This is a genomic window from Pseudomonas sp. TE6288, from assembly GCF_054062095.1.
In genome coordinates this window covers 1-20,402 of the sequence record NZ_JBSSEW010000035.1, presented here as the reverse complement: position 1 = coordinate 20,402, position 20,402 = coordinate 1, and the positions used below count along the sequence as shown (strand labels likewise).

19 protein-coding genes are annotated in these 20,402 nt (G+C 65.0%); 12 read left to right on the top strand and 7 right to left on the bottom strand.

Going from position 1 to position 20,402, the window contains the following annotated elements; all coding sequences use genetic code 11:
• The first annotated feature begins 96 nt into the window (after positions 1–96).
• The 3 genes from ACVWY1_RS25145 to ACVWY1_RS25135 are packed head-to-tail and all read left to right on the top strand — an operon-like array spanning position 97 to position 1,712.
• On the top strand, positions 97–777 hold the full coding sequence (locus tag ACVWY1_RS25145) for a class I SAM-dependent methyltransferase (RefSeq protein WP_102682695.1): 681 nt from the start codon (positions 97–99) through the stop codon (positions 775–777).
• 6 nt (positions 778–783) lie between these two features.
• Positions 784–1,485 (top strand): lipopolysaccharide kinase InaA family protein, encoded by a 702-nt coding sequence (locus ACVWY1_RS25140; RefSeq protein ID WP_046856984.1) that lies wholly within the window; start codon positions 784–786, stop codon positions 1,483–1,485.
• Positions 1,482–1,712, top strand: a complete 231-nt coding sequence (locus ACVWY1_RS25135; protein ID WP_102682697.1) for a hypothetical protein — start codon at positions 1,482–1,484, stop codon at positions 1,710–1,712. Before ACVWY1_RS25140 ends, ACVWY1_RS25135 begins: the two co-directional genes overlap by 4 nt.
• A gap of 57 nt (positions 1,713–1,769) precedes the next feature.
• Here ACVWY1_RS25135 and ACVWY1_RS25130 read toward each other — a convergent pair whose 3' ends face one another.
• The 6 genes from ACVWY1_RS25130 to gatC all read right to left on the bottom strand — a co-directional run bounded on the left by ACVWY1_RS25130 (position 1,770) and on the right by gatC (position 6,942).
• Positions 1,770–2,156, bottom strand: coding sequence for a carboxymuconolactone decarboxylase family protein (locus ACVWY1_RS25130; RefSeq protein WP_277502988.1), 387 nt, complete (start codon positions 2,154–2,156; stop codon positions 1,770–1,772).
• A 10-nt stretch (positions 2,157–2,166) separates the two neighbouring features.
• Positions 2,167–3,210 carry a calcium/sodium antiporter gene (locus tag ACVWY1_RS25125; protein WP_102682699.1) on the bottom strand — a complete coding sequence of 348 codons (1,044 nt, stop codon included), beginning with the start codon at positions 3,208–3,210 and terminating at the stop codon, positions 2,167–2,169.
• Positions 3,211–3,271: 61 nt separating this feature from the next.
• Positions 3,272–3,646 (bottom strand): septal ring lytic transglycosylase RlpA family protein, encoded by a 375-nt coding sequence (locus tag ACVWY1_RS25120; protein WP_214501035.1) that lies wholly within the window; start codon positions 3,644–3,646, stop codon positions 3,272–3,274.
• A gap of 84 nt (positions 3,647–3,730) precedes the next feature.
• Positions 3,731–5,176 (bottom strand): Asp-tRNA(Asn)/Glu-tRNA(Gln) amidotransferase subunit GatB, encoded by a 1,446-nt coding sequence (gene gatB, locus ACVWY1_RS25115; RefSeq protein ID WP_277502989.1) that lies wholly within the window; start codon positions 5,174–5,176, stop codon positions 3,731–3,733.
• Positions 5,177–5,187: 11 nt separating this feature from the next.
• On the bottom strand, positions 5,188–6,639 hold the full coding sequence (gatA, locus tag ACVWY1_RS25110) for an Asp-tRNA(Asn)/Glu-tRNA(Gln) amidotransferase subunit GatA (RefSeq protein ID WP_110700413.1): 1,452 nt from the start codon (positions 6,637–6,639) through the stop codon (positions 5,188–5,190).
• Positions 6,640–6,654: 15 nt separating this feature from the next.
• The gene (gene gatC, locus ACVWY1_RS25105; RefSeq protein ID WP_102682703.1) at positions 6,655–6,942 is read right to left on the bottom strand and encodes an Asp-tRNA(Asn)/Glu-tRNA(Gln) amidotransferase subunit GatC; all 288 of its coding nucleotides are present in this window, start codon (positions 6,940–6,942) and stop codon (positions 6,655–6,657) included.
• A gap of 203 nt (positions 6,943–7,145) precedes the next feature.
• Here gatC and mreB point away from each other — a divergent pair, with 203 nt between their 5' ends.
• From mreB to tldD, 8 genes are all read left to right on the top strand, one after another.
• Positions 7,146–8,183: a rod shape-determining protein MreB gene (gene mreB, locus ACVWY1_RS25100; protein ID WP_003255163.1), complete on the top strand. Its 1,038-nt coding sequence runs from the start codon at positions 7,146–7,148 to the stop codon at positions 8,181–8,183.
• A gap of 195 nt (positions 8,184–8,378) precedes the next feature.
• Positions 8,379–9,386, top strand: coding sequence for a rod shape-determining protein MreC (mreC, locus tag ACVWY1_RS25095; protein WP_173862427.1), 1,008 nt, complete (start codon positions 8,379–8,381; stop codon positions 9,384–9,386).
• Positions 9,386–9,874, top strand: coding sequence for a rod shape-determining protein MreD (gene mreD / locus ACVWY1_RS25090; protein ID WP_102682705.1), 489 nt, complete (start codon positions 9,386–9,388; stop codon positions 9,872–9,874). The genes mreC and mreD overlap by 1 nt, the downstream gene beginning before the upstream one ends.
• A 29-nt stretch (positions 9,875–9,903) precedes the next feature.
• Positions 9,904–10,503 (top strand): Maf family protein, encoded by a 600-nt coding sequence (locus tag ACVWY1_RS25085; protein WP_277502990.1) that lies wholly within the window; start codon positions 9,904–9,906, stop codon positions 10,501–10,503.
• 54 nt (positions 10,504–10,557) lie between these two features.
• A complete protein-coding gene (gene rng / locus ACVWY1_RS25080; RefSeq protein WP_046856978.1) occupies positions 10,558–12,015 on the top strand; it encodes a ribonuclease G in 1,458 nt (485 codons plus the stop codon).
• Between the two features lie 88 nt (positions 12,016–12,103).
• The gene (locus tag ACVWY1_RS25075) at positions 12,104–15,913 is read left to right on the top strand and encodes a YhdP family protein (protein ID WP_457378896.1); all 3,810 of its coding nucleotides are present in this window, start codon (positions 12,104–12,106) and stop codon (positions 15,911–15,913) included.
• 14 nt (positions 15,914–15,927) lie between these two features.
• Entirely contained in the window at positions 15,928–16,779 is an 852-nt protein-coding gene (locus ACVWY1_RS25070; RefSeq protein ID WP_457378895.1) for a carbon-nitrogen hydrolase family protein, read from the top strand.
• Positions 16,780–16,781: 2 nt separating this feature from the next.
• Entirely contained in the window at positions 16,782–18,221 is a 1,440-nt protein-coding gene (tldD, locus tag ACVWY1_RS25065) for a metalloprotease TldD (protein ID WP_457378894.1), read from the top strand.
• Positions 18,222–18,277: 56 nt separating this feature from the next.
• Here the strand turns inward: tldD and yjgA are convergent, their stop codons facing one another.
• The gene (gene yjgA, locus ACVWY1_RS25060) at positions 18,278–18,799 is read right to left on the bottom strand and encodes a ribosome biogenesis factor YjgA (protein ID WP_023632090.1); all 522 of its coding nucleotides are present in this window, start codon (positions 18,797–18,799) and stop codon (positions 18,278–18,280) included.
• Positions 18,800–18,908: 109 nt separating this feature from the next.
• On the opposite strand from yjgA, the gene pmbA reads away from it, so the two are divergent.
• Positions 18,909–20,255, top strand: coding sequence for a metalloprotease PmbA (pmbA, locus tag ACVWY1_RS25055; protein ID WP_457378893.1), 1,347 nt, complete (start codon positions 18,909–18,911; stop codon positions 20,253–20,255).
• Positions 20,256–20,402: the final 147 nt, after the last annotated feature.

The following is a 20,402-nucleotide window of genomic DNA, read 5'->3' as shown; positions in this document are numbered from 1 at the left end:
ACCTGCGGAGCTTTCCTACAGATTTTTCACATCGGCATGACCTGACGCCAACGCCCAACTGCCTAAGGTGGGCGCACTGGAGTCAGGAGATGCTCAATGCGTAGCCCCATCAAACTCGAATTCTCGGACAAGTACGATCGGGATCATGCCCGCCAGTACTTTCTCAAGCACCAGGATGGCCTGGCTCGACGCCTTTCCCACCAGCGCGACGAGCAGCTGGCCCGGCGCGCCCTGGCGTTGGCCGGAGAGCCCGGGCTGGTGCTCGACCTGCCTTGTGGCGCCGGGCGTTTCTGGCCGCTGCTGGCGGAAAAGGCCAACCGGGTGATCATCGGTGCAGACAACTCCGCCGCGATGATCGAGACAGCCTGTGCGGCACAACCGCCAGAAGTCGTCGCACGGGTACGGCCCTTGCAGACTTCCGCCTTTGCTATTGACCTGCCGGACAACTCGGTGGACAGCATTTTCTGCATGCGCTTGTTCCATCACATTGGCGACCCTGCGCATCGAAAGACAATTCTCTCGGAATTTCAAAGGGTTAGCCGCGACAGCGTGATCCTGTCGCTGTGGGTGGATGGCAATTTCAAGGCCTGGCGCCGGCGCAAGCTCGAAACGCGACGCAGTGCCAAGGCCACGCAGGACAGCTACCAGAACCGATTTGTGTTACCTGCGGCTACAGTGGAAGAAGAGTTTTCCTCAGCAGGCTTCAGAATTCAGGAACGTCTCGACTTTCTGCCGTTCTATGCCATGTGGCGAGTGTACGTATTGCGCAAGGGGTAAAGAGTCATGGCGGTAGCCCAGCATCATTCCAGGCAGTTCGATTATTACTGGCAGCAGCAAGGGGAATGGGTCGAGGAACCCAACCAGCGGCGTGGCGGCGAAAGCGGCGTGCAGCGGCTGAGCGATGACCATGGCCATATGCTGTATGCCAAGCGCCAGGTCGGGCATATCTACCGCAGCCTCCTGCATCCTTTCGGGCGCCCCACGGTGTTGCGCGAACTCGACGCATTGCACAGCTTCGAGCAGTTGGGCGTGCGGGTGCCGCGTATCGTCTATGCCGGTGCCGAGCGTGACGCCGATCACCAGTGGCGTGCGTTGCTGGTCAGCGAGGCACTTGATGGCTTTGTCGATCTCGATGCCTGGCATGCCTCGGGAGCTCGCGAGCATTATCCGCAGGCGGTGCACGAGCGCATGCTCAAGGATCTGGCCGACAACCTGGCGCGCATGCACCTGGGGCATTGGCAGCATGGCTGCCTGTACGGCAAGCATGTGTTCGTCAAGGTACTTGGCGAGGGGGAGCAGGCGCGGGTGGAGGTCGCGTTGCTGGATCTGGAGAAATGTCGGCGACGGATCAGTTGCCAGCGAGCGGCGTACAACGACCTGCGTCAATTGCGCCGCCACTCGTCGTTCAATGAGGCGGAGTGGCAGACCTTGCTCTACTTTTACCAAATGGCGTTTGGCAGCGCTGTCAAAGGTTTAGAGCAATGAAACTAGAAATAGCTCGAGCTTTGTTCCTGGTTGCGGCGTTGGCGGTGACCACCGCTGCGGCGGCAGCCTGGGAGCAGCCGCGGCCCACGGTGTTCAGCAAGGCCGGGGAGGGTGGGCAGTGCCCATTGCCTCGTGTGGTGAAGGCTGACCAGGCGCAGGCTCAGCCGGATCATGATCTTTTACTGTTTCTGTTCGGGATGAGCCAGGGCCTGCGGCCGGTGGGTTGAGGCAGGTGGTCTTGACGTACGCCAGGGGATCTCCATGAGCCTCTGGCGTTTTGCCGTTTAATTCGCGGTGCTCGCCTGATAGCTGTCGATCACTTCCTGCGCCGCGCGAAACGCATCGATCGCCGCCGGCACCCCGGCATACACCGCGCAATGCAGCAGCGCCTCGCGAATCTCCTCGACCGTGCAGCCATTGTTCAACGCCCCACGCACGTGGCCCTTGAGTTCCTGCGGGCACTTGAGCGCGGTCAGGGTGGCCAATGTGATCAGGCTGCGGGTCTTCAGCGGCAACCCGTCGCGAGCCCAGACGCTGCCCCATGCATGTTCGTTGACGAAGTCCTGCAGCGGTTGGGTGAACGCCGTTGCGTTGCCCAGGGCGCGATCGACGAAGGCATCGCCCATTACCTGGCGACGGATGCTTTCACCGGTGTTTTTCTTGTCAGCCATGTTGTTTTCCTTAGTGTTGGCGGCGCCAGGCGCGGACCGTGGTGTACAGCAGTACGACCCCGAGCACTGGCATTACATAGAACAGCATCAGCTGTTCGAGGCGTCCGGCCAAAGGCAGGCCGGTGGTGAAGGTCACCACGTGCAGGCCGTAGGCCAGGTAAAGACACAGGAACACCAGGCCTTCGGCGCGGGTAACCCGGTAGCCGGAATAGAACACCGGCAGGCACAGCGCGGCGACGCCGAGCATCACCGGCAGGTCGAAGTCCAGTGCATTGGGTGAAATCGACAAGGGGGCGGGGGTGGTCACTGCCGTCAGCCCCAGCACCGCCAGCAGGTTGAACAGGTTGCTGCCGATCACCGTACCCACGGCGATTTCCCGTTCGCCGCGCAGGGCCGCGATCAGCGCGGCAGCCAGTTCCGGCAGCGAGGTGCACACCGCGACCACGGTCAGACCGATGATGCGTTCGGACAGGCCCAGGTCGGTCGCTACCTCGACGGCTGCCTCCAGTACCAGGTGGCCCGCCAGGCTCAGCAGCCCCAGGCCCATGAGGATCTGCAGCAGCGCCCCGCTCCAGAAGCGCAGCGGGCTTGCGTGCTCGGTGCGTGGCGCCGGGTACGTGCGGGCATAGTGCCGCGACTGATGCCAGAGCATGGCCAGGTAACCGCCCAGGCCGAGCAGCAGCAGGCCGCCTTCCAGCCGCCCCAGTTCGCCGTTGAGCGCAAGCAGGTAGACCAGGGCGCTGGCGAGGATCATCAGCGGGATATCCAGGCGCACCAGCTGGCGTGACACACGCAGCGGAATGATCAGTGCGGCAAGGCCCAGGATCACCAGCACGTTGAAGATATTGCTGCCTACGACGCTGCCCACCGCGACATCCGGCGCGCCCTGGTAGGCGGCTTGCAGGCTCACGGTCAGCTGTGGCGCGGTGCTGCCGAAGGCGACCAGGCTCAGGCCGATGATCAGCGGGCGCACGTGCAGGCGGCCGGCCAGGCGCAGGGCGGCGCGTACCAGCAGCTCGGCACCGAAGATCATCAGCAGCAAGCCCAGGCCCAGTTGCAGCAGGCTGAAGGCGGGGAGGGTGGCCAGGTCGAAAATGGCGAGGGCTCCAGTCAGGTCAATCGCTCAGACCTTGTACCCGGACTCGCGCGGTTCCGCTACGGAGCATGCCGATTTTTTCTGCGGCGGCGCGTGACAGGTCGATCAGCCGGCCGCGGGTGTGCGGGCCACGGTCGTTGATGCGTACCACCACGCTGCGCTGGTTGGCCAGGTTGGTGACCAGCACACGGCTGCCAAAGGGCAGGCTGCGGTGGGCGGCGGTGAGGCCATGCTGGTTGAAGGGCTCGCCGCTGGCAGTGCGTTTGCCATGGTGGCGTGAGCCGTAATAGGAGGCGGTACCGCTCTGGTCGTAGCCGCGAGGGTCGATGTCATGGCTGGCGCAGCCGGCCAGCAGGGAAAAGAGGGCGAGGGTGGTGAGGGAACGCTTGAGCAATTCGGAAGCTCCGCTGTCACTTCGAATCATCGCGGGGCAAGCCCGCTCCCACGATCTGGGAGCGGGCTTGCCCCGCGATCAGGATCACCCTTCGAGCTTGGCCTTGAGCAATTGGTTCACTTGCCCCGGGTTGGCCTTGCCCTTCGACGCCTTCATCGCCTGGCCGACGAAGAAGCCGAACATCTTGCCGCGCTTGGCTTCATCGGCGGCGCGGTACTGTTCGACCTGTTCGGCGTTGGCGGCGAGCATCTCGTCGAGCATCTTGTCGATCGCGCCGGTGTCGGTGACCTGCTTGAGACCCTTGCTTTCGATGATGCTGTCGGCATCGCCCTCGCCGGCGGCCATGGCCTCGAACACGGTCTTGGCGATCTTGCCGCTGATGGTGTTGTCACGGATGCGCAGCAGCATGCCGCCGAGGTGTTCGGCACTGACCGGCGACTGGTCGATCTCGACGCCGAGCTTGTTCAGCAGGCTGCCCAGTTCCACCATGACCCAGTTGGCGGCCAGCTTGGCGTCGCCGCCGATCTTCACCACCTGTTCGAAGTAGTCGGCCTGCTCGCGGCTGGAAGCCAGCACGTTGGCGTCATAGGCCGACAGGCCGTACTGGCTCTGGAAGCGCTCGACCTTCTGTGGCGGCAGCTCCGGCAGGGCGGCGCGCACGGTGTCGAGGAAGCCTGGCTCGATGACCACCGGCAGCAGGTCCGGGTCGGGGAAGTAACGGTAGTCGTTGGCTTCCTCCTTGCTGCGCATGGAGCGGGTCTCGTCCTTGTTCGGGTCGTACAGGCGGGTTTCCTGCACCACCTTGCCGCCGTCCTCGATCAGGTCGATCTGGCGCTGGATCTCGCTGTTGATCGCACGTTCGATGAAGCGGAACGAGTTGACGTTCTTGATCTCGCAGCGGGTGCCGAACTCGGTCTGGCCCTTCGGGCGGATCGACACGTTGCAGTCGCAGCGCAGCGAACCTTCGGCCATGTTGCCGTCGCAGATGCCCAGGTAGCGCACCAGGGCGTGGATGGCCTTGACGTAGGCCACGGCTTCCTTGGCGCTGCGCATGTCCGGCTCGGAGACGATCTCCAGCAGCGGGGTGCCGGCGCGGTTCAGGTCGATGCCGGTGGCGCCGTTGAAGTCTTCGTGCAGGCTCTTGCCGGCATCTTCTTCAAGGTGCGCGCGGGTCACGCCGATGCGCTTGATGGTGCCGTCTTCCAGGGCGATGTCCAGGTGGCCCTTGCCGACGATCGGCAGGTCCATCTGGCTGATCTGGTAGCCCTTGGGCAGGTCGGGGTAGAAGTAGTTCTTGCGCGCGAACACGTTACGCGGCCCGATCTCGGCATCGATCGCCAGGCCGAACATGCACGCCATGCGCACGGCCTCCTGGTTGAGCACCGGCAGCACGCCGGGCATCCCCAGGTCGACCAGGCTGGCCTGGGTGTTCGGCTCGGAGCCGAAGGTGGTGGCGCTGCCGGAGAAGATCTTCGACTGGGTGGCGAGCTGGGTATGAATCTCCAGCCCGATCACAACTTCCCATTGCATGTGTGAACTCCTCAGAAGCCGTTGGGGGCGCGGGTGTGCCAGTCGGTGACTTGCTGGTAACGGTGCGCGATGTTGAGCAGGCGGCCTTCCTGGAAATACGGGGCCAGCAGTTGCACGCCCACCGGCAGGCCATCGACGAAGCCGGCCGGCATCGACAGGCCCGGCAGGCCGGCCAGGTTGGCGGTGATGGTGTAGACGTCTTCCAGGTAGGCAGCGACCGGATCGCTGCTCTTGGCGCCAAGTTTCCAGGCCGGGTTCGGCGTGGTCGGGCCAAGAATCACGTCGACGTCGGCGAACGCGGCCATGAAGTCGTTCTTGATCAGGCGGCGGATCTGCTGCGCCTTGACGTAGTAGGCATCGTAGTAGCCTGCCGACAGGGCGTAGGTGCCGACCATGATGCGCCGCTGCACTTCCGCGCCGAAGCCTTCGCCACGGGAGCGCTTGTACAGGTCGGTCAGGTCTTTCGGATCTTCACAGCGATAACCGAAGCGCACGCCATCGAAGCGCGACAGGTTGGATGAGGCCTCCGCCGGGGCGATCACGTAGTACGCCGGGATGGCGTGCTGCATGTTCGGCAGGCTGATTTCCTTGACCACCGCGCCGAGCTTCTCCAGCTCCTTGACGCTGGCCTGGACCAGGTCGGCGATGCGCGGGTCGAGGCCGGCACCGAAGTATTCCTTGGGCAGGCCGATGCGCAGGCCCTGCAGCGAGGCGTTCAGGTTGGCGCTGAAGTCCGGCACCGGCTCGTCGACCGAGGTCGAGTCCTTGGCGTCGAAACCGGCCATGCCTTGCAGCAGCAGGGCGCAGTCTTCGGCGGTGCGGGCCAGCGGGCCGCCCTGGTCGAGGCTCGAGGCGTAGGCGATCATGCCCCAGCGCGATACGCGGCCATAGGTCGGTTTGAGGCCGGTGAGGTTGGTCAGCGCGGCGGGCTGGCGGATCGAACCGCCGGTGTCGGTGCCGGTGGTGGCCGGCAGCAGGCGCGCGGCCACCGCGGCGGCCGAGCCGCCGGACGAACCACCGGGCACGTGCTCGAGGTTCCATGGGTTCTTCACCGCGCCGTAGTGGCTGGACTCGTTTGCCGAGCCCATGGCGAATTCGTCCATGTTGGTCTTGCCCAGGGTGACCATGCCGGCTTCGGCCAGCTTGGCGACCACGGTGGCGTCGTATGGCGCGGTGAAGTTGTCGAGCATCTTCGAGCCGCAGCTGGTGCGCACGCCGTTGGTGCAGAACAGGTCCTTGTGGGCGATCGGCGCACCCAGCAGCGCGCCGGTCTCACCAGAGGCACGGCGGGCGTCGGCGGCGCGCGCCTGCTCCAGGGCCTGTGCTTCGGTGACGGTGATGAAGCTGTTGAGCTGCGGGTCGAGCTGCTTGATGCGCGACAGCAGGGCGCCGGTCAGCTCTTCCGAGGAGAACGACTTGTCGGCGAGGCCGCGGGCGATTTCGGCCAGAGTGAGTTGATGCATGGCAGGCGCTATCCCTTAATCGATGACTTTCGGAACCAGGTACAGACCGTTCTCGGTCGACGGGGCGACGGCCTGGTAGCGGTCGCGCTGGTTGCTTTCGGTGACCTGGTCGGGGCGCAGGCGCTGGGTGGCTTCCAGCGGGTGGGCGAGGGGCTCGATGCCAGAGGTGTCGACGGCTTGCATCTGGTCGACCAGCCCGAGAATACTGTTCAAGGCATCGGTGGTGCGTGGCAATTCGCCTTCATTCAGGCCCAGGCGGGCCAGATGGGCGATCTTTTCCACGTCGGAGCGTTGAAGCGCCATGGGGATCTCCAGGGAAACGAAAAACGGAATGGGTCCGCAGATGAGGAACATGCCGGCATTCTGGCGGTCAAAGGGCCGCGAACATCGGCAGGCATGCTCGGAAAAACAACCAATTTAACATATTGGCTCCTTGCCCAAAATCCCTGCCATTGTTAGAGTTTGCCGCACTTTTTTACCCACGCTTTCCCCAGGGTCACTTTCCCATGTTCAAGAAACTGCGTGGCATGTTTTCCAGCGATCTGTCCATCGACCTGGGTACTGCCAACACCCTTATCTACGTGCGTGAGCGCGGTATCGTCCTGAATGAGCCCTCGGTTGTTGCCATCCGTACCCACGGCAACCAGAAAAGCGTCGTCGCAGTCGGTACCGAAGCCAAGCGCATGCTGGGCCGCACCCCCGGCAACATTGCTGCCATTCGTCCGATGAAGGACGGCGTGATCGCCGACTTCAGCGTTTGCGAAAAAATGCTGCAGTACTTCATCAACAAGGTGCATGAGAACAGCTTCCTGCAGCCCAGCCCTCGCGTGCTGATCTGCGTGCCGTGCAAGTCGACCCAGGTCGAGCGCCGCGCCATCCGTGAATCGGCCCTCGGTGCCGGTGCCCGTGAAGTATTCCTGATCGAAGAGCCCATGGCTGCCGCCATCGGTGCCGGCCTGCCGGTCGAAGAGGCCCGCGGCTCGATGGTCGTCGATATCGGTGGCGGTACCACCGAGATCGCCCTGATCTCGCTCAACGGCGTGGTCTACGCCGAATCCGTGCGCGTCGGCGGCGACCGCTTCGACGAAGCCATCGTCACCTACGTGCGCCGCAACTACGGCAGCCTGATCGGCGAATCCACCGCCGAGCGCATCAAGCAGGAAATCGGTACCGCCTACCCGGGCGGCGAAGTACGCGAAGTCGACGTCCGTGGCCGCAACCTGGCCGAAGGCGTGCCGCGTGCCTTCACCCTGAATTCCAACGAAGTGCTCGAGGCGCTGCAGGAATCGCTGGCAACCATCGTCCAGGCGGTCAAGAGCGCCCTGGAGCAGTCGCCGCCGGAGCTGGCCTCGGACATCGCCGAGCGCGGCCTGGTGCTGACTGGTGGTGGCGCGCTGCTGCGCGACCTGGACAAGCTGCTGGCCCAGGAAACCGGCCTGCCGGTGATCGTCGCCGAAGACCCGCTGACCTGCGTCGCCCGCGGCGGTGGCCGTGCCCTGGAGATGATGGACAAGCACGCCATGGACCTGCTCTCCAGCGAGTGATCGCTGGTGCAGTAGTGTATGCCCAGGTTTACAGGTGACACGCACAGTGCTACCTGTAAGCGCTGTGCTGGCGCCCGCCCGGGCGCCTTTTCCGTCAACCCGCAAGCAGGCCGGTGCATTGCCCCATGTCCAATGACCTCCTGAGTCGTCCACGAGGAACGGCCCATTAAACCGCTTTTCTCCAAGGGCCCCTCGCTGGGCGTTCGCCTGCTCGTGCTGGTCGTGCTGTCGGTCGCGCTGATGGTGGTCGACTCGCGTTTCGACCTGCTCAAGCCGGTGCGCAGCCAGATGGGCTTGGTGCTGATGGAATCCTACTGGATCACCGACCTGCCGCAGCGCACGTGGCAGGGAGTGGCAGGCCAGTTCGGCAGCCGCACCGAGCTGATCGCCGAGAACGAGAAACTCAAGACCGAGGCCCTGCTGCTGCAGGGGCGCCTGCAGAAGCTGGCCGCCCTGACCGAGCAGAACGTGCGCCTGCGCGAGTTGCTAAATTCCTCGGCGCTGGTCAATGAGAAGGTCGAGGTCGCCGAGCTGATCGGGGTCGATCCCAATCCGTTCACGCACCGTATCCTGATCAACAAGGGCGAGCGCGATGGCGTGTTTCTCGGCCAGCCCGTGCTCGATGCCCGCGGCCTGATGGGCCAGGTGGTCGAGCTGATGCCTTACACCGCGCGGGTACTGCTGCTCACCGACACCACCCACAGCATTCCGGTGCAGGTCAACCGCAACGGTCTGCGCGCCATTGCCAGCGGCACGGGCAACCCGGAGCGCCTGGAGCTGCGCCACGTGGCCGACACCGCCGACATCAAGGAAGGCGACCTGCTGGTCAGTTCGGGCATGGGCCAGCGCTTCCCGGCGGGCTACCCGGTAGCCACGGTCAACGAAGTGATCCATGACTCCGGCCAGCCGTTCGCCATCGTCCGTGCCATCCCAACTGCCGCGCTCAACCGCAGCCGCTACATGCTGCTGGTGTTCAGTGACCGGCGCACGCCCGAGGAACGCGCCACCGAGGCGGCGATCGCCCAGGAAGAGGCCGACCGTCAAGGCGCTGGCCACGGCCAGGCACCGGCCACGCCGGCTGCATCTGCGGCGGGTAGCGCGGTTCAGCCTGTGCCCGGCGCGGCCCCAGCGACTGCGGCGCCTGCGGCAAGCCCGGCAGCGGTGCCCCCGGCGCCTGCGAACACCCAACCCCGGAGACAATAATGGCCAGCACCCGTAGCAGAAACGGCTGGGCCATCTGGCTGAGCTTCGCCATCGGCCTGTTGCTCAGCGTCTCGCCCATGCCGCAGTTCATGGAAGTGTTCCGGCCCATGTGGCTGGCCCTGCTGCTGGCCTTCTGGACCCTTGCGGTGCCGGGCAAGGTCGGCATGACCACCGCGTTCCTGCTTGGCCTGGCCGAGGATGTGCTGTACGGCACCCTGCTTGGCCAGAACGCCCTGATCCTTACCCTCATCACCTTCCTGGTGCTTTCGTTGCAGCAGCGCCTGCGCATGTTCCCCATGTGGCAGCAGAGCCTGGTGATCCTGGTGATCTTCGGTATCGCCCAACTGATCCAGCTGTGGCTCAGCGCGTTGACCGGCAATCGCCTGCCAACCCTGGCCCTGGTCTGGTCCGCGGTGATCAGCGCCTTGCTCTGGCCGTGGGTCAGCTTTGCCCTGCGCGGCCTGCGCCGTCGCCTGCATATTCACTGACGCGCCGCCACTGACAGGGAGATGTCCACATGACCCAGCTGTACTTGGCCTCCGGCTCGCCACGCCGCCGTGAACTGCTGAACCAGATAGGTGTGCCGTTCACAGTCGTCAGCGCACCCATCGATGAAACCCCGTTGCCGGGCGAAGTGCCGGCGGCCTACGTCGAGCGCCTGGCCCAGGCCAAGGCCGTTGCGGGCTTCGCCCACACGGATGGGGCAGGGGTGGTGCTGGGCGCCGACACCACCGTGGTGCTCGATGGCCAGATCCTTGGCAAGCCGGAGAATCGCGAGCAGGCGTTGGCCATGCTCGGCGACCTGTCCAAGCGCGAACACCAGGTGCTCACCGCCGTGGCGCTGACCGATGGCCAGCGCAGTATCAGCCGCTGCGTCAGCACCACCGTGCGGTTTCGTACCATCTCCTTCGAGGAGGCGCTGCGCTACTGGGACAGCGGCGAACCTGTCGACAAGGCCGGCGGCTATGCCATCCAGGGCCTGGGCGCAGTGTTCGTCAGCGGCATCGAGGGCAGCTACTCGGCCGTGGTCGGGTTGCCCCTGAGTGAAACCGCCGAACTGCTCGAGCAATTCGGCGTGCCATGTTGGCAACTGCAAGAGGGTTTCGCACAGCGCTAGCCAGCCACGCCGCAGCAATCCATCATTACCCCAGACCACTGACGAGAGCGCGCCATGAGTGAAGAGATCCTGATCAACATCACCCCGATGGAATCACGCGTGGCGGTGGTGGAGAACGGAGTCCTGCAGGAGGTGCATGTAGAGCGCACCCAGCGCCGTGGCATCGTCGGCAACATCTACAAAGGCAAGGTAGTGCGGGTATTGCCGGGCATGCAGGCGGCTTTCGTCGATATCGGCCTGGAGCGGGCAGCGTTCATCCATGCCTCGGAGATTTCCCAGCGCGAAGGCTCGGCCGTGGAGACCATCACCGCACTGGTCCACGAAGGCCAGGCGCTGGTGGTGCAAGTCACCAAGGATCCCATCGGTAGCAAAGGCGCACGCTTGACCACCCAGCTGTCGATTCCGTCGCGCTACCTGGTGTACATGCCGCGCAGCAGTCATGTCGGCATCTCGCTCAAGATCGAGGAAGAAGCCGAGCGCGATCGCCTCAAACAGGTGGTCACCGACTGCATGGCCCAGGAAGACATGAAGGATGCCGGGGGCTTCATCCTGCGCACCGCCGCAGAGGGCGCCCGCGCGGAAGATATCCTCCAGGACATCCGCTACCTGCGCCGCCTGTGGGAGCAGATTGGCTCGCAGATCAAGACCTGCGGAGCGCCCGTGGTCATCTACGAAGACCTTGGCCTGGCGCTGCGGACCTTGCGCGATCTGGTCAACCCCAAGATCGAAAAGATCCGCATCGACTCGCGGGAGACCTTCCAGAAAACCACTCAGTTCGTGGCCGAATTGATGCCGGAGATCGCCGATCGCCTGGAGCACTATCCCGGCGAGCGGCCGATCTTCGACCTGTATGGGGTGGAGGACGAAATCCAGCGGGCCCTGGAACGCAAGGTGCCGCTCAAGTCCGGCGGCTACCTGGTGGTCGACCCGGCCGAGGCGATGACCACCATCGACGTCAACACCGGTGCGTTCGTCGGCCATCGCAACCTTGAAGAGACCATCTTCAAGACCAACCTCGAGGCGGCCACCGCGATTGCCCGGCAACTGCGCCTGCGCAACATCGGCGGGATCATCATCATCGACTTCATCGACATGGAGGACGAGGAGCACCAGCGCCAGGTCCTGCGTACCCTGGAGAAGCAACTCGAGCGTGATCACGCCAAGACCAACATCATCGGCATCACCGAGCTGGGCCTGGTGCAGATGACCCGCAAGCGCACCCGCGAAAGTCTCGAGCAGGTGTTGTGCGAGCCCTGTGCGGCGTGCCAGGGGCGTGGCAAGCTGAAGACCCCGGAGACGATCTGTTACGAAATTTTCCGCGAGATCCTTCGTGAAGCCCGTGCCTACCAGGCCGAGGGCTATCGTGTGCTGGCCAACCAGAAGGTGGTGGATCGGTTGCTCGATGAAGAATCGGGTAACGTTGCCGAACTTGAAGCGTTCATCGGGCGAACCATCCGTTTCCAGGTGGAGTCCATGTATTCCCAGGAACAATACGATGTGGTGCTGCTCTGACCCCTTCTAACAGCGGTTGCCCCATGGACGGGCTGGCAAAGCGCTTTACACCGGCCATAGTTAAGGGACGACTTGGAGGGCCTCGGCCATGGAACGTCTGACCCGCGTTCTGAGCGCCTTGACCCGCTGGGGGCTGGTTATCTGCGCCCTGCTGGCGGTGCTGGTGGCGCTGTATGTCAGCCTCGGTCGGCAACTGGTTCCCCTGGTCGCCGAATACCGTGCAGACGCCGAACTCAAGGCCGAACAGGCCTTGGGCATGCCCGTGCACGTCGGTGCGCTCGAAGGGCGCTGGAGTGGCTTGGCGCCTGTACTGCGTGTACGTGACCTGCAACTGGGCGAAGGCGCTGCGGCGCTGCGCCTGGACGACGTCAAGCTGGTGCCTGACCTGTGGGCCAGTCTCAAGGCGCGTGAAGTGCGCCTGGCGCGTATCCAGCTCAGTGGGCTGCAACTGATCCTGCGCGAGACCGAGCAGGGCGACTGGACCCTGGAAGGTCTGCCGCACAAGGATGATGCGCCGCTCGATCCGGCCGATGCGCTCAAGCGTCTACGCCAGCTTGGCCGAATCGATGTCTTCGACAGCCAGGTCACCTTGCAGCCCTGGCAACGAGACCCCCTGACCCTCACCTACGTCAGCCTCGGCGTGCAGGCAGGCGCTTCGCGCCAGAGCGTCGACCTGCGCGCCACGCTGCCCGACGGCCAGCCGCTGGCCTTGAGCCTGAACAGCCGCGCCACGGCCAAGGCCTGGCGCGACGGGCGCGTGCAGGCTTACCTGAGCCTGCCGCAAAGCGACTGGGCACGCTGGCTGCCGCCGCAGTTGCTGGGCCAATGGCAGGCCGGCGCGCTGCGCGCCGGTGGTGAGCTGTGGATCGACTGGCGGCAAGGGCAGTTGCAGCAGGCGATGGTTCGCCTCAATGCCCCGCAGCTCAAGGGCGCCTACACCGGGCGCAAGGCCATCACCGTGGACAATCTGGCCCTGTCGGCCTGGTTCCAGCGTCGGGACCAGGGCTTCGACGTCGTCGTCGACTCGCTGGCCATGAGCCTTGGCAAGAACCGTTGGGAGTCGCACCTGCAACTGGCACAGCGTCCGGGCCAGAACCCGGCCGAGGAAAGCTGGCAGGTGCAGGCGGACCGCCTCGACCTGACCCCGCTGACGCCCTTGATCGACGCCCTGGCGCCATTGCCGGACAAGCTGATGACCGTGGTCGATGCGCTCAAGGTCAGCGGCGCCCTGCGCAACGTGCGCCTGGACATCCGACCCAAGGCCGAGGGCGACCAACGGCTGCAGTTTGCCGCCAATCTGGAGAAGGTCGGTTTCGATGCCTATCACGGCGCGCCGGCGGCGGGCAATGTCTCCGGGGCGATCAGCGGTGACCTTGGGCATGGCGAGCTGCGCCTGGATACCCAGGCGTTCATGCTGCACCTGTACCCAATCTTCGGCAAACCCTGGCATTACCCGAAAGCCAATGCGCGCTTGACCTGGACCCTGGACAAGGAGGCTTTCACCCTGGTTGCCCCCTACATCAAGGTAGTGGGCGACGAGGGCAAGATCGCGGCGGACTTCCTTATTCGCATCCACCTGCAGCCGGGCCACGAAGACTACATGGACCTGCGCGTCGGCCTTACCGAAGGCGACGGGCGCTACACCGCCAAGTACCTGCCCGAGGTGCTCAGCCCCGCCCTGGACGAATGGCTGCGCAGCGCCATCGTCAAGGGCAATGTCGACGAGGGCTATTTCCAGTACCAGGGGTCGCTGCATCACAATGCGCCGCCCCATGCCCGCGATATCAGCCTGTTCTTCAAGGTGCATGACGCCGCGCTGGACTTCCAGCCAGGCTGGCCACAGGTGCAGCAGGTCGACGGCAATGTGTATATCGAAGACACCGGTGTGCGCATCCAGGCCCATCATGGTCTGCTGCTGGACACCAAGGTCAGTGATGTCAGCGTCGATATTCCCCATGTCGAAGGCGACCAGCACAGCCACCTGATCCTCGACGGTAATTTCGACGGCAGCCTCGGCGATGGCTTGAAGATCCTCAAGGAAGCGCCCATCGGCACTGGGGAGATCTTCGCCGGTTGGGAAGGCGAGGGGCCGCTCAAGGGCAAGATCAAGCTCGACGTACCCCTGGCCCATGGGCAGCGGCCCAAGGTGCTGGTGAACTTCGCGACAGCCGACGCTACTTTGAAAGTGGCGCCCCCGGCCCTGGAATTGAGCCAGCTGAAGGGCGACTTCACCTTCGACCTCGACAAGGGCCTGAGCGGCAAGGACATCAGCCTGCACGCCTTTGGCAAGGCGGTCAGCGCGCAAATCACCGCAGAAGGGCAGGGTGGGCAGCTCCAGACCCGGATCAATGCCAATGGTCAGGTCGGCCTCAAGGCCCTGACCGACTGGTTGCAGTTCGCGCAGCCGCTGCCAGCCTCGGGTGAGCTGCCCTATCAGGTGCAAGTAACACTGGGCAGTCGTGACAACCGCTTGACCGTCAATTCGTCGCTCAAGGGCCTGGCCATCGATCTGCCGGCGCCTTTTGGCAAGGCCGCCGCAGAGACCCGCGACAGCCGTTTCAGCCTGACCCTGCAGGGCCCGGAACGGCGCATCGATGGCAGCTACGCGGACCTGGCCCGCTTCGCTTATGCCGCGCCTGCCGACAAGCTGGCCCAAGGGCGTGGCGAGCTGTTGCTGGGCACGGGCGAGGCCAGCTTGCCGTCTGGCCAGGGCCTGCGGGTGCGTGGCCGGCTGGAGACGCTGGACCTGGCCCCTTGGCAGCAACAGATGGAGCGCTTTGCCGGCAAGGATCCGGGCGGTAGTGCCCGGCAGAACCTGCAGAGCGTTGACCTCAGCATCGGCCAGCTCAAGGCGTTCGGCATGGACCTCAACCAGGCGGTGATCCGCCTGATGCGTGGTGGCCCGGCCTGGGACCTGCGCCTGGACAGCCAGGAAGTCATCGGCAATGCGCGCATTCCCGATGCCAAGGCCGCGCCCATGACTGTCCGCCTGCAGAGCTTGCGCCTGCCGCCCGCCGACCCGAACGAGGCCCAGGCCGAGAATGCGCCGGACCCATTGGCCGGGTTCGACCCGCGCAAGGCGCCGCCGCTGGACCTGACCATCGACAAGCTGTACCGCGGTGACGACCTGTTTGGCAGCGCCACCCTGAAGCTGCGCCAGACCCCCCGGGGCACGGCCATGAGCGACATCGACCTGGACCTCAAGGGGCTGCACATCGACGGCAGCGGTGGCTGGGAAGGCGAGCCCGGCAGCACGTCCAGCTGGTACAAAGGCCGCGTCGACGGCAAGGACCTGGGGAATGTGCTCAAAGCCTGGGGATTTGCCCCCACCGTCACCAGCCGCGACTTCCGCATGGACGTGGATGGCCGCTGGCCGGGCTCGCCGGCTTGGGTCAGCCTCAACCGGTACTCCGGCAGCCTCGACGCGGCGCTGCGCAGCGGTCAGTTCGTCGAGGTCGAGGGCAGCGCCCAGGCGTTGCGGGTATTCGGGCTGCTCAACTTCAACTCCATTGGCCGACGCCTGCGCCTGGACTTCTCCGACCTGTTCAGCAAGGGCCTGGCCTACGATCGGGTCAAAGGCCTGCTGGTGGCCAGCGAAGGGGTCTACGTGACGCGGGAGCCGATCACCGTCACCGGCCCGTCGAGCAATTTCGAACTCGACGGCACCATGGACTTCGTCCGTGATCGGGTCGACGCCAAGCTGCTGGTGACGTTGCCGGTCACCAACAACCTGCCATTGGCCGCCTTGATTGTTGGCGCGCCGGCGGTCGGTGGCGCGCTGTTCCTCGTCGATCGTCTGATCGGTGACCGGGTGGCGCGCTTCGCCAGCGTGCATTATCGCGTCGAGGGTCCGGTCAAAGAGCCTAAAATCACCTTTGTGAAACCTTTCGACAAGTAACCCCAGGGGTGGTCATGACGTCAGCAGTGATCCAGATGGTCAGCCAGGACGATGTGCTGGCCAACCTGCAACGTGCCACGGCGCTGCTCGAGCAGGCCGCAGCCGGAGGCGCGCGCCTGGCGGTGTTGCCGGAAAACTTCGCGGCCATGGGCCGGCGCGACGCTGCCGCCATCGGCAGGGCCGAGGCGCTGGGCGAGGGGCCGATCCTGCCATGGTTGAAACGCACCGCTCGCGACCTCAGGTTATGGATAGTCGCAGGTACCCTGCCGCTGCCGCCGGTCGGCCAGCCGGAGGCCAAGGCCCATGCCTGCTCGTTACTGGTCGACGAGCACGGCGAGATCGCCGCTCGCTACGACAAGCTGCACCTGTTCGATGTGGACGTGGCCGACAACCGTGGCCGCTACCGCGAGTCGGACGATTATGCCCACGGCAGCCGGGTGGTGGTGGCCGACACACCGGGGGGCCGCCTGGGCCTGTCGGTGTGCTATGACCTGCGCTTCCCCGAGCTGTACAGCGCGTTGCGCGCCGCTGGGGCCGAACTGATAAGCGCACCGGCGGCGTTCACCGCGGTGACCGGGGCGGCGCACTGGGAAGTGCTGATTCGCGCACGGGCCATCGAGACCCAGTGCTATGTACTGGCGGCCGCACAGGGCGGCCTGCATCCGGGGCCGCGGGAAACCCACGGCCAGGCGGCGATCGTCGACCCCTGGGGGCGGATCGTCGCGCAACAGGCGCGGGGCGAGGCGGTGTTGCTCGCCACACGCGATATCGAAGAACAGGCGTCCATCCGGGCGCGCATGCCGGTAACTACGCACCGGCGCTTTTTCTCGCAGGACGCCTTGCGGCCTGCGCATACCTCGGAGTGACTATGAGCCAGATGTTATCCACCGTCAGTGAGCAGCTCCTGGCCCCGGGCGGGTTGACTCTCGACAGCTTGCAGACGGTGCTGGGCGAGTTGGCCGGTCCCGGCATCGATGCCGCCGACCTGTATTTCCAGGGCCAGATCTCGGAAACCTGGGCACTGGAGGACGGCATCGTCAAAGAGGGCAGCTTCAACCTCGACCAGGGCGTGGGCGTGCGTGCCCAATCCGGCGAGAAGACCGGCTTTGCCTACAGCAATGCGATCAACCTCGAAGCCCTGACTTCGGCGGCGCGTGCCGCCCGTTCGATCTCCCGCGCCGGGCAGAACGGCACTGTGCAAGCCTTCCGCAGTCAGGACGTGACTGCTTTGTACGCGCCTGACAATCCCCTGGATGTACTCACCCGCGCCGAGAAGGTCGAGCTGCTCAAGCGCGTGGATGCTGCTACCCGTGCACTCGACCCGCGTATCCAGCAGGTCAGCGTGAGCATGGCAGGGGTATGGGAACGCATTCTGGTGGCCGCTGCCGATGGCAGCCTGGCCGCCGACGTGCGTCCGCTGGTGCGCTTCAACGTCAGTGTGATCGTCGAGCACAACGGACGTCGCGAGCGTGGTGGGCAGGGCGGCGGCGGGCGCACCGACTATCGCTATTTCAGTGAAGAGCGGGTGATGGGTTACGCCCGTGAGGCACTGCGCCAGGCGCTGGTCAACCTCGAGGCGATTCCCGCTCCGGCCGGCACGCTGTCGGTGGTGCTCGGCCCAGGCTGGTCCGGGGTGCTGCTGCACGAGGCAGTCGGCCACGGCCTGGAAGGCGACTTCAACCGCAAGGGCAGCTCGGCGTTCAGCGGGCGCATCGGTGAAAAGGTGGCTTCGAGCCTGTGCACCATCGTCGACGACGGCACCCTCGAAGGCCGTCGCGGCTCGCTCAGCGTCGATGACGAAGGCACGCCGACCGAGTGCACCACGCTGATCGAGAACGGCATCCTCAAGGGCTACATGCAGGACAAGCTCAATGCCCGCCTGATGGGCATGGCGGTGACCGGCAACGGCCGGCGCGAATCCTACGCGCACCTGCCGATGCCGCGCATGACCAACACCTACATGCGTGCCGGCGACAGCGATCCCGAGGAAATCATCCGGTCGGTGAAGAAAGGCATCTACTGCGCCAACCTTGGCGGTGGCCAGGTGGACATCACCAGCGGCAAGTTCGTGTTCTCCACCAGCGAGGCCTACCTGATCGAGGACGGCAAGATCACCGCGCCAGTAAAAGGCGCGACCTTGATCGGCAATGGTCCGGAAGCGATGCGCGGTGTGTCGATGGTCGGCAACGACCTGGCGCTGGACAGCGGCGTGGGCACGTGCGGCAAGGATGGTCAATCGGTGCCGGTGGGCGTTGGCCAGCCGACCCTGAAGCTGGATGCGATCACCGTCGGTGGTACCGGCGGGTGATGTTCAATCGCGGGCAAGTCGCATCGGTGCGCCGATGCGACTTGCCCGCGATGGCCTCAGCGCAACCCGCGTTGGGTCTCGTCGAGGTCGCGGATGTACTTGAACACTTTACGCGCAGCGGCAGGCGGCTTGTTCCGCGCCTTTTCATGCTGGGCATGACGGATCAGCGAGCGCAGGTGCTGGCGATCGGTGTCGGGGAACTCGTTGACGAAGCGCTCGAGGTCTTCGTCGTTACCGTCGATCAGGCGATCGCGCCAACGCTCGAGGCCGTGGAAGCGCTCGTTGTACTGGCGGCTGGAGCTGTCGATCTGCTCGAGCACGGCATGGATGGCGTCCAGGTCCTGCACGCGCATCAGCTTGCCGACGAACGACATGTGGCGTTTGCGGGCGCCGTGGGCGGTGTGCTTGCTGGCTTCGTCCAGCGCCTTGCGCAGCTCGTCGGTCAGCGGCAGGCGGGCCAGGGTGTCGGCCTTGAGGGTGGTGAGGCGTTCACCGAGTTCGACCAACGCATGCAGCTCGCGCTTGATCTGGGTTTTGCTTTTTTCGCCATCGAAGGCGTCGTCGTAAGAATCAACCATGGGGGCCGTCCGCAAGAAATCGCCGCCATGATAACCAGTCGGGGGCCGCTTGTCCGGCCCGGTCGTAGAATGACCCAAGCCGTACGCAGAATTTTCAGTGGAGAAAACCATGAGTGCAGTCCAGAGCGTAGGTCCCAAGGACCTGCCGGCGTTGCAGGAGCAGGTCGAGGCGATTGTCGCCGAGGCGCGCCGCCAGGGTGCCAGCGCCTGCGAAGTGGCGGTGTCGCTGGAGCAAGGCCTGTCCACCACGGTGCGCCAGCGCGAAGTCGAGACGGTCGAGTTCAATCGCGACCAGGGGTTCGGCATCACCCTTTACGTGGGCCAGCGCAAGGGGTCGGCCAGCACTTCGGCCAGCGGCCCTGAGGCGATCCGCGAGACGGTCGCCGCCGCGCTGGCAATCGCGAAACATACCTCCGAGGACGCCTGCTCGGGGCTGGCCGATGCCGCGTTGATGGCCCGTGAGATCCCCGACCTGGATCTCTACCATGACTGGGACATCGAGCCGGAGAAAGCCATCGAGATGGCGCTGGCCTGCGAGGCGGCGGCGTTCGATGCCGACAAGCGCATCAGCAACGCCGACGGCACCACGCTCAATACCCATCAGGGTGTGCGGGTGTACGGTAACAGCCATGGTTTTATCGGTGGCTATGCCTCAACCCGTCACAGCCTGAGCTGCGTGATGATCGCCGAAGCCGATGGGCAGATGCAGCGTGACTACTGGTACGACGTCAATCGCCAGGGCCAGCTGCTGGCCGACCCGCTTAGCATCGGCCTGCGTGCCGCGCAGCGCGCGGCAAGCCGACTGGGTGCTCGCCCGGTCCCCACCTGCGAGGTGCCGGTGCTGTTCTCGGCCGAGCTCGCTGGCGGCCTGTTCGGCAGCTTCCTGTCGGCGATTTCCGGCGGCAACCTGTACCGCAAGTCGTCGTTCCTCGAGGGTACCCTTGGTCAGCGCCTGTTCCCCACCTGGCTGACCCTCGACGAGCGGCCACACATCCCGCGTGCTCTGGGCAGTGCAGCGTTCGATGGCGATGGCCTGGCCACCTACGCCAAGCCGTTCGTCGACAAAGGCGAGCTGGTGTCGTACATCCTGGGCACCTATTCGGGGCGCAAGCTGGGTTTGCCAAGCACCGCCAACTCAGGTGGCGTGCACAATCTGTTCGTCACCCACGGCGTCGAGGACCAGGCCGCACTGATCCGGCGCATGGGCCGTGGCCTGCTGGTAACCGAGCTGATGGGCCATGGGCTGAACATGGTGACCGGCGACTATTCGCGGGGTGCGGCGGGCTTCTGGGTGGAAAACGGCGAGATCCAGCACGCCGTACAAGAAGTGACCATTGCCGGCAACATGAAGGACATGTTCCAGCAGATCGTCGCCATTGGCAGCGATATCGAGACGCGTAGCAATATCCACAGCGGCTCGGTGCTGATCGAGCGCATGACGGTGGCGGGCAGCTGATCGGCGCTCTGTAGGGATAGGACGTGGGAGCGGGGGGGGGGGGGGGGGGGGGGCCCCCCCCCCCCCCCCCCCGCCCCCCCCCCCCCCCCCCCCCCCCGCCCCGCTCTTCGACCATGAGGATTTATTCCATGATCCTGCAACGCCTCT

Coding starts and splice junctions, on each gene's coding strand:
- ACVWY1_RS25085 (WP_277502990.1), top strand. CDS start 9,904: ATGACCCAGCTGTACTTGGCCTCCGGCTCGCCACGCCGCCGTGAACTG.
- gatC (WP_102682703.1), bottom strand. CDS start 6,942: ATGGCGCTTCAACGCTCCGACGTGGAAAAGATCGCCCATCTGGCCCGC.
- mreD (WP_102682705.1), top strand. CDS start 9,386: ATGGCCAGCACCCGTAGCAGAAACGGCTGGGCCATCTGGCTGAGCTTC.
- yjgA (WP_023632090.1), bottom strand. CDS start 18,799: ATGGTTGATTCTTACGACGACGCCTTCGATGGCGAAAAAAGCAAAACC.
- gatA (WP_110700413.1), bottom strand. CDS start 6,639: ATGCATCAACTCACTCTGGCCGAAATCGCCCGCGGCCTCGCCGACAAG.
- ACVWY1_RS25145 (WP_102682695.1), top strand. CDS start 97: ATGCGTAGCCCCATCAAACTCGAATTCTCGGACAAGTACGATCGGGAT.
- tldD (WP_457378894.1), top strand. CDS start 16,782: ATGAGCCAGATGTTATCCACCGTCAGTGAGCAGCTCCTGGCCCCGGGC.
- pmbA (WP_457378893.1), top strand. CDS start 18,909: ATGAGTGCAGTCCAGAGCGTAGGTCCCAAGGACCTGCCGGCGTTGCAG.
- ACVWY1_RS25070 (WP_457378895.1), top strand. CDS start 15,928: ATGACGTCAGCAGTGATCCAGATGGTCAGCCAGGACGATGTGCTGGCC.
- rng (WP_046856978.1), top strand. CDS start 10,558: ATGAGTGAAGAGATCCTGATCAACATCACCCCGATGGAATCACGCGTG.
- ACVWY1_RS25130 (WP_277502988.1), bottom strand. CDS start 2,156: ATGGCTGACAAGAAAAACACCGGTGAAAGCATCCGTCGCCAGGTAATG.
- ACVWY1_RS25140 (WP_046856984.1), top strand. CDS start 784: ATGGCGGTAGCCCAGCATCATTCCAGGCAGTTCGATTATTACTGGCAG.
- mreB (WP_003255163.1), top strand. CDS start 7,146: ATGTTCAAGAAACTGCGTGGCATGTTTTCCAGCGATCTGTCCATCGAC.
- gatB (WP_277502989.1), bottom strand. CDS start 5,176: ATGCAATGGGAAGTTGTGATCGGGCTGGAGATTCATACCCAGCTCGCC.
- ACVWY1_RS25075 (WP_457378896.1), top strand. CDS start 12,104: ATGGAACGTCTGACCCGCGTTCTGAGCGCCTTGACCCGCTGGGGGCTG.
- ACVWY1_RS25135 (WP_102682697.1), top strand. CDS start 1,482: ATGAAACTAGAAATAGCTCGAGCTTTGTTCCTGGTTGCGGCGTTGGCG.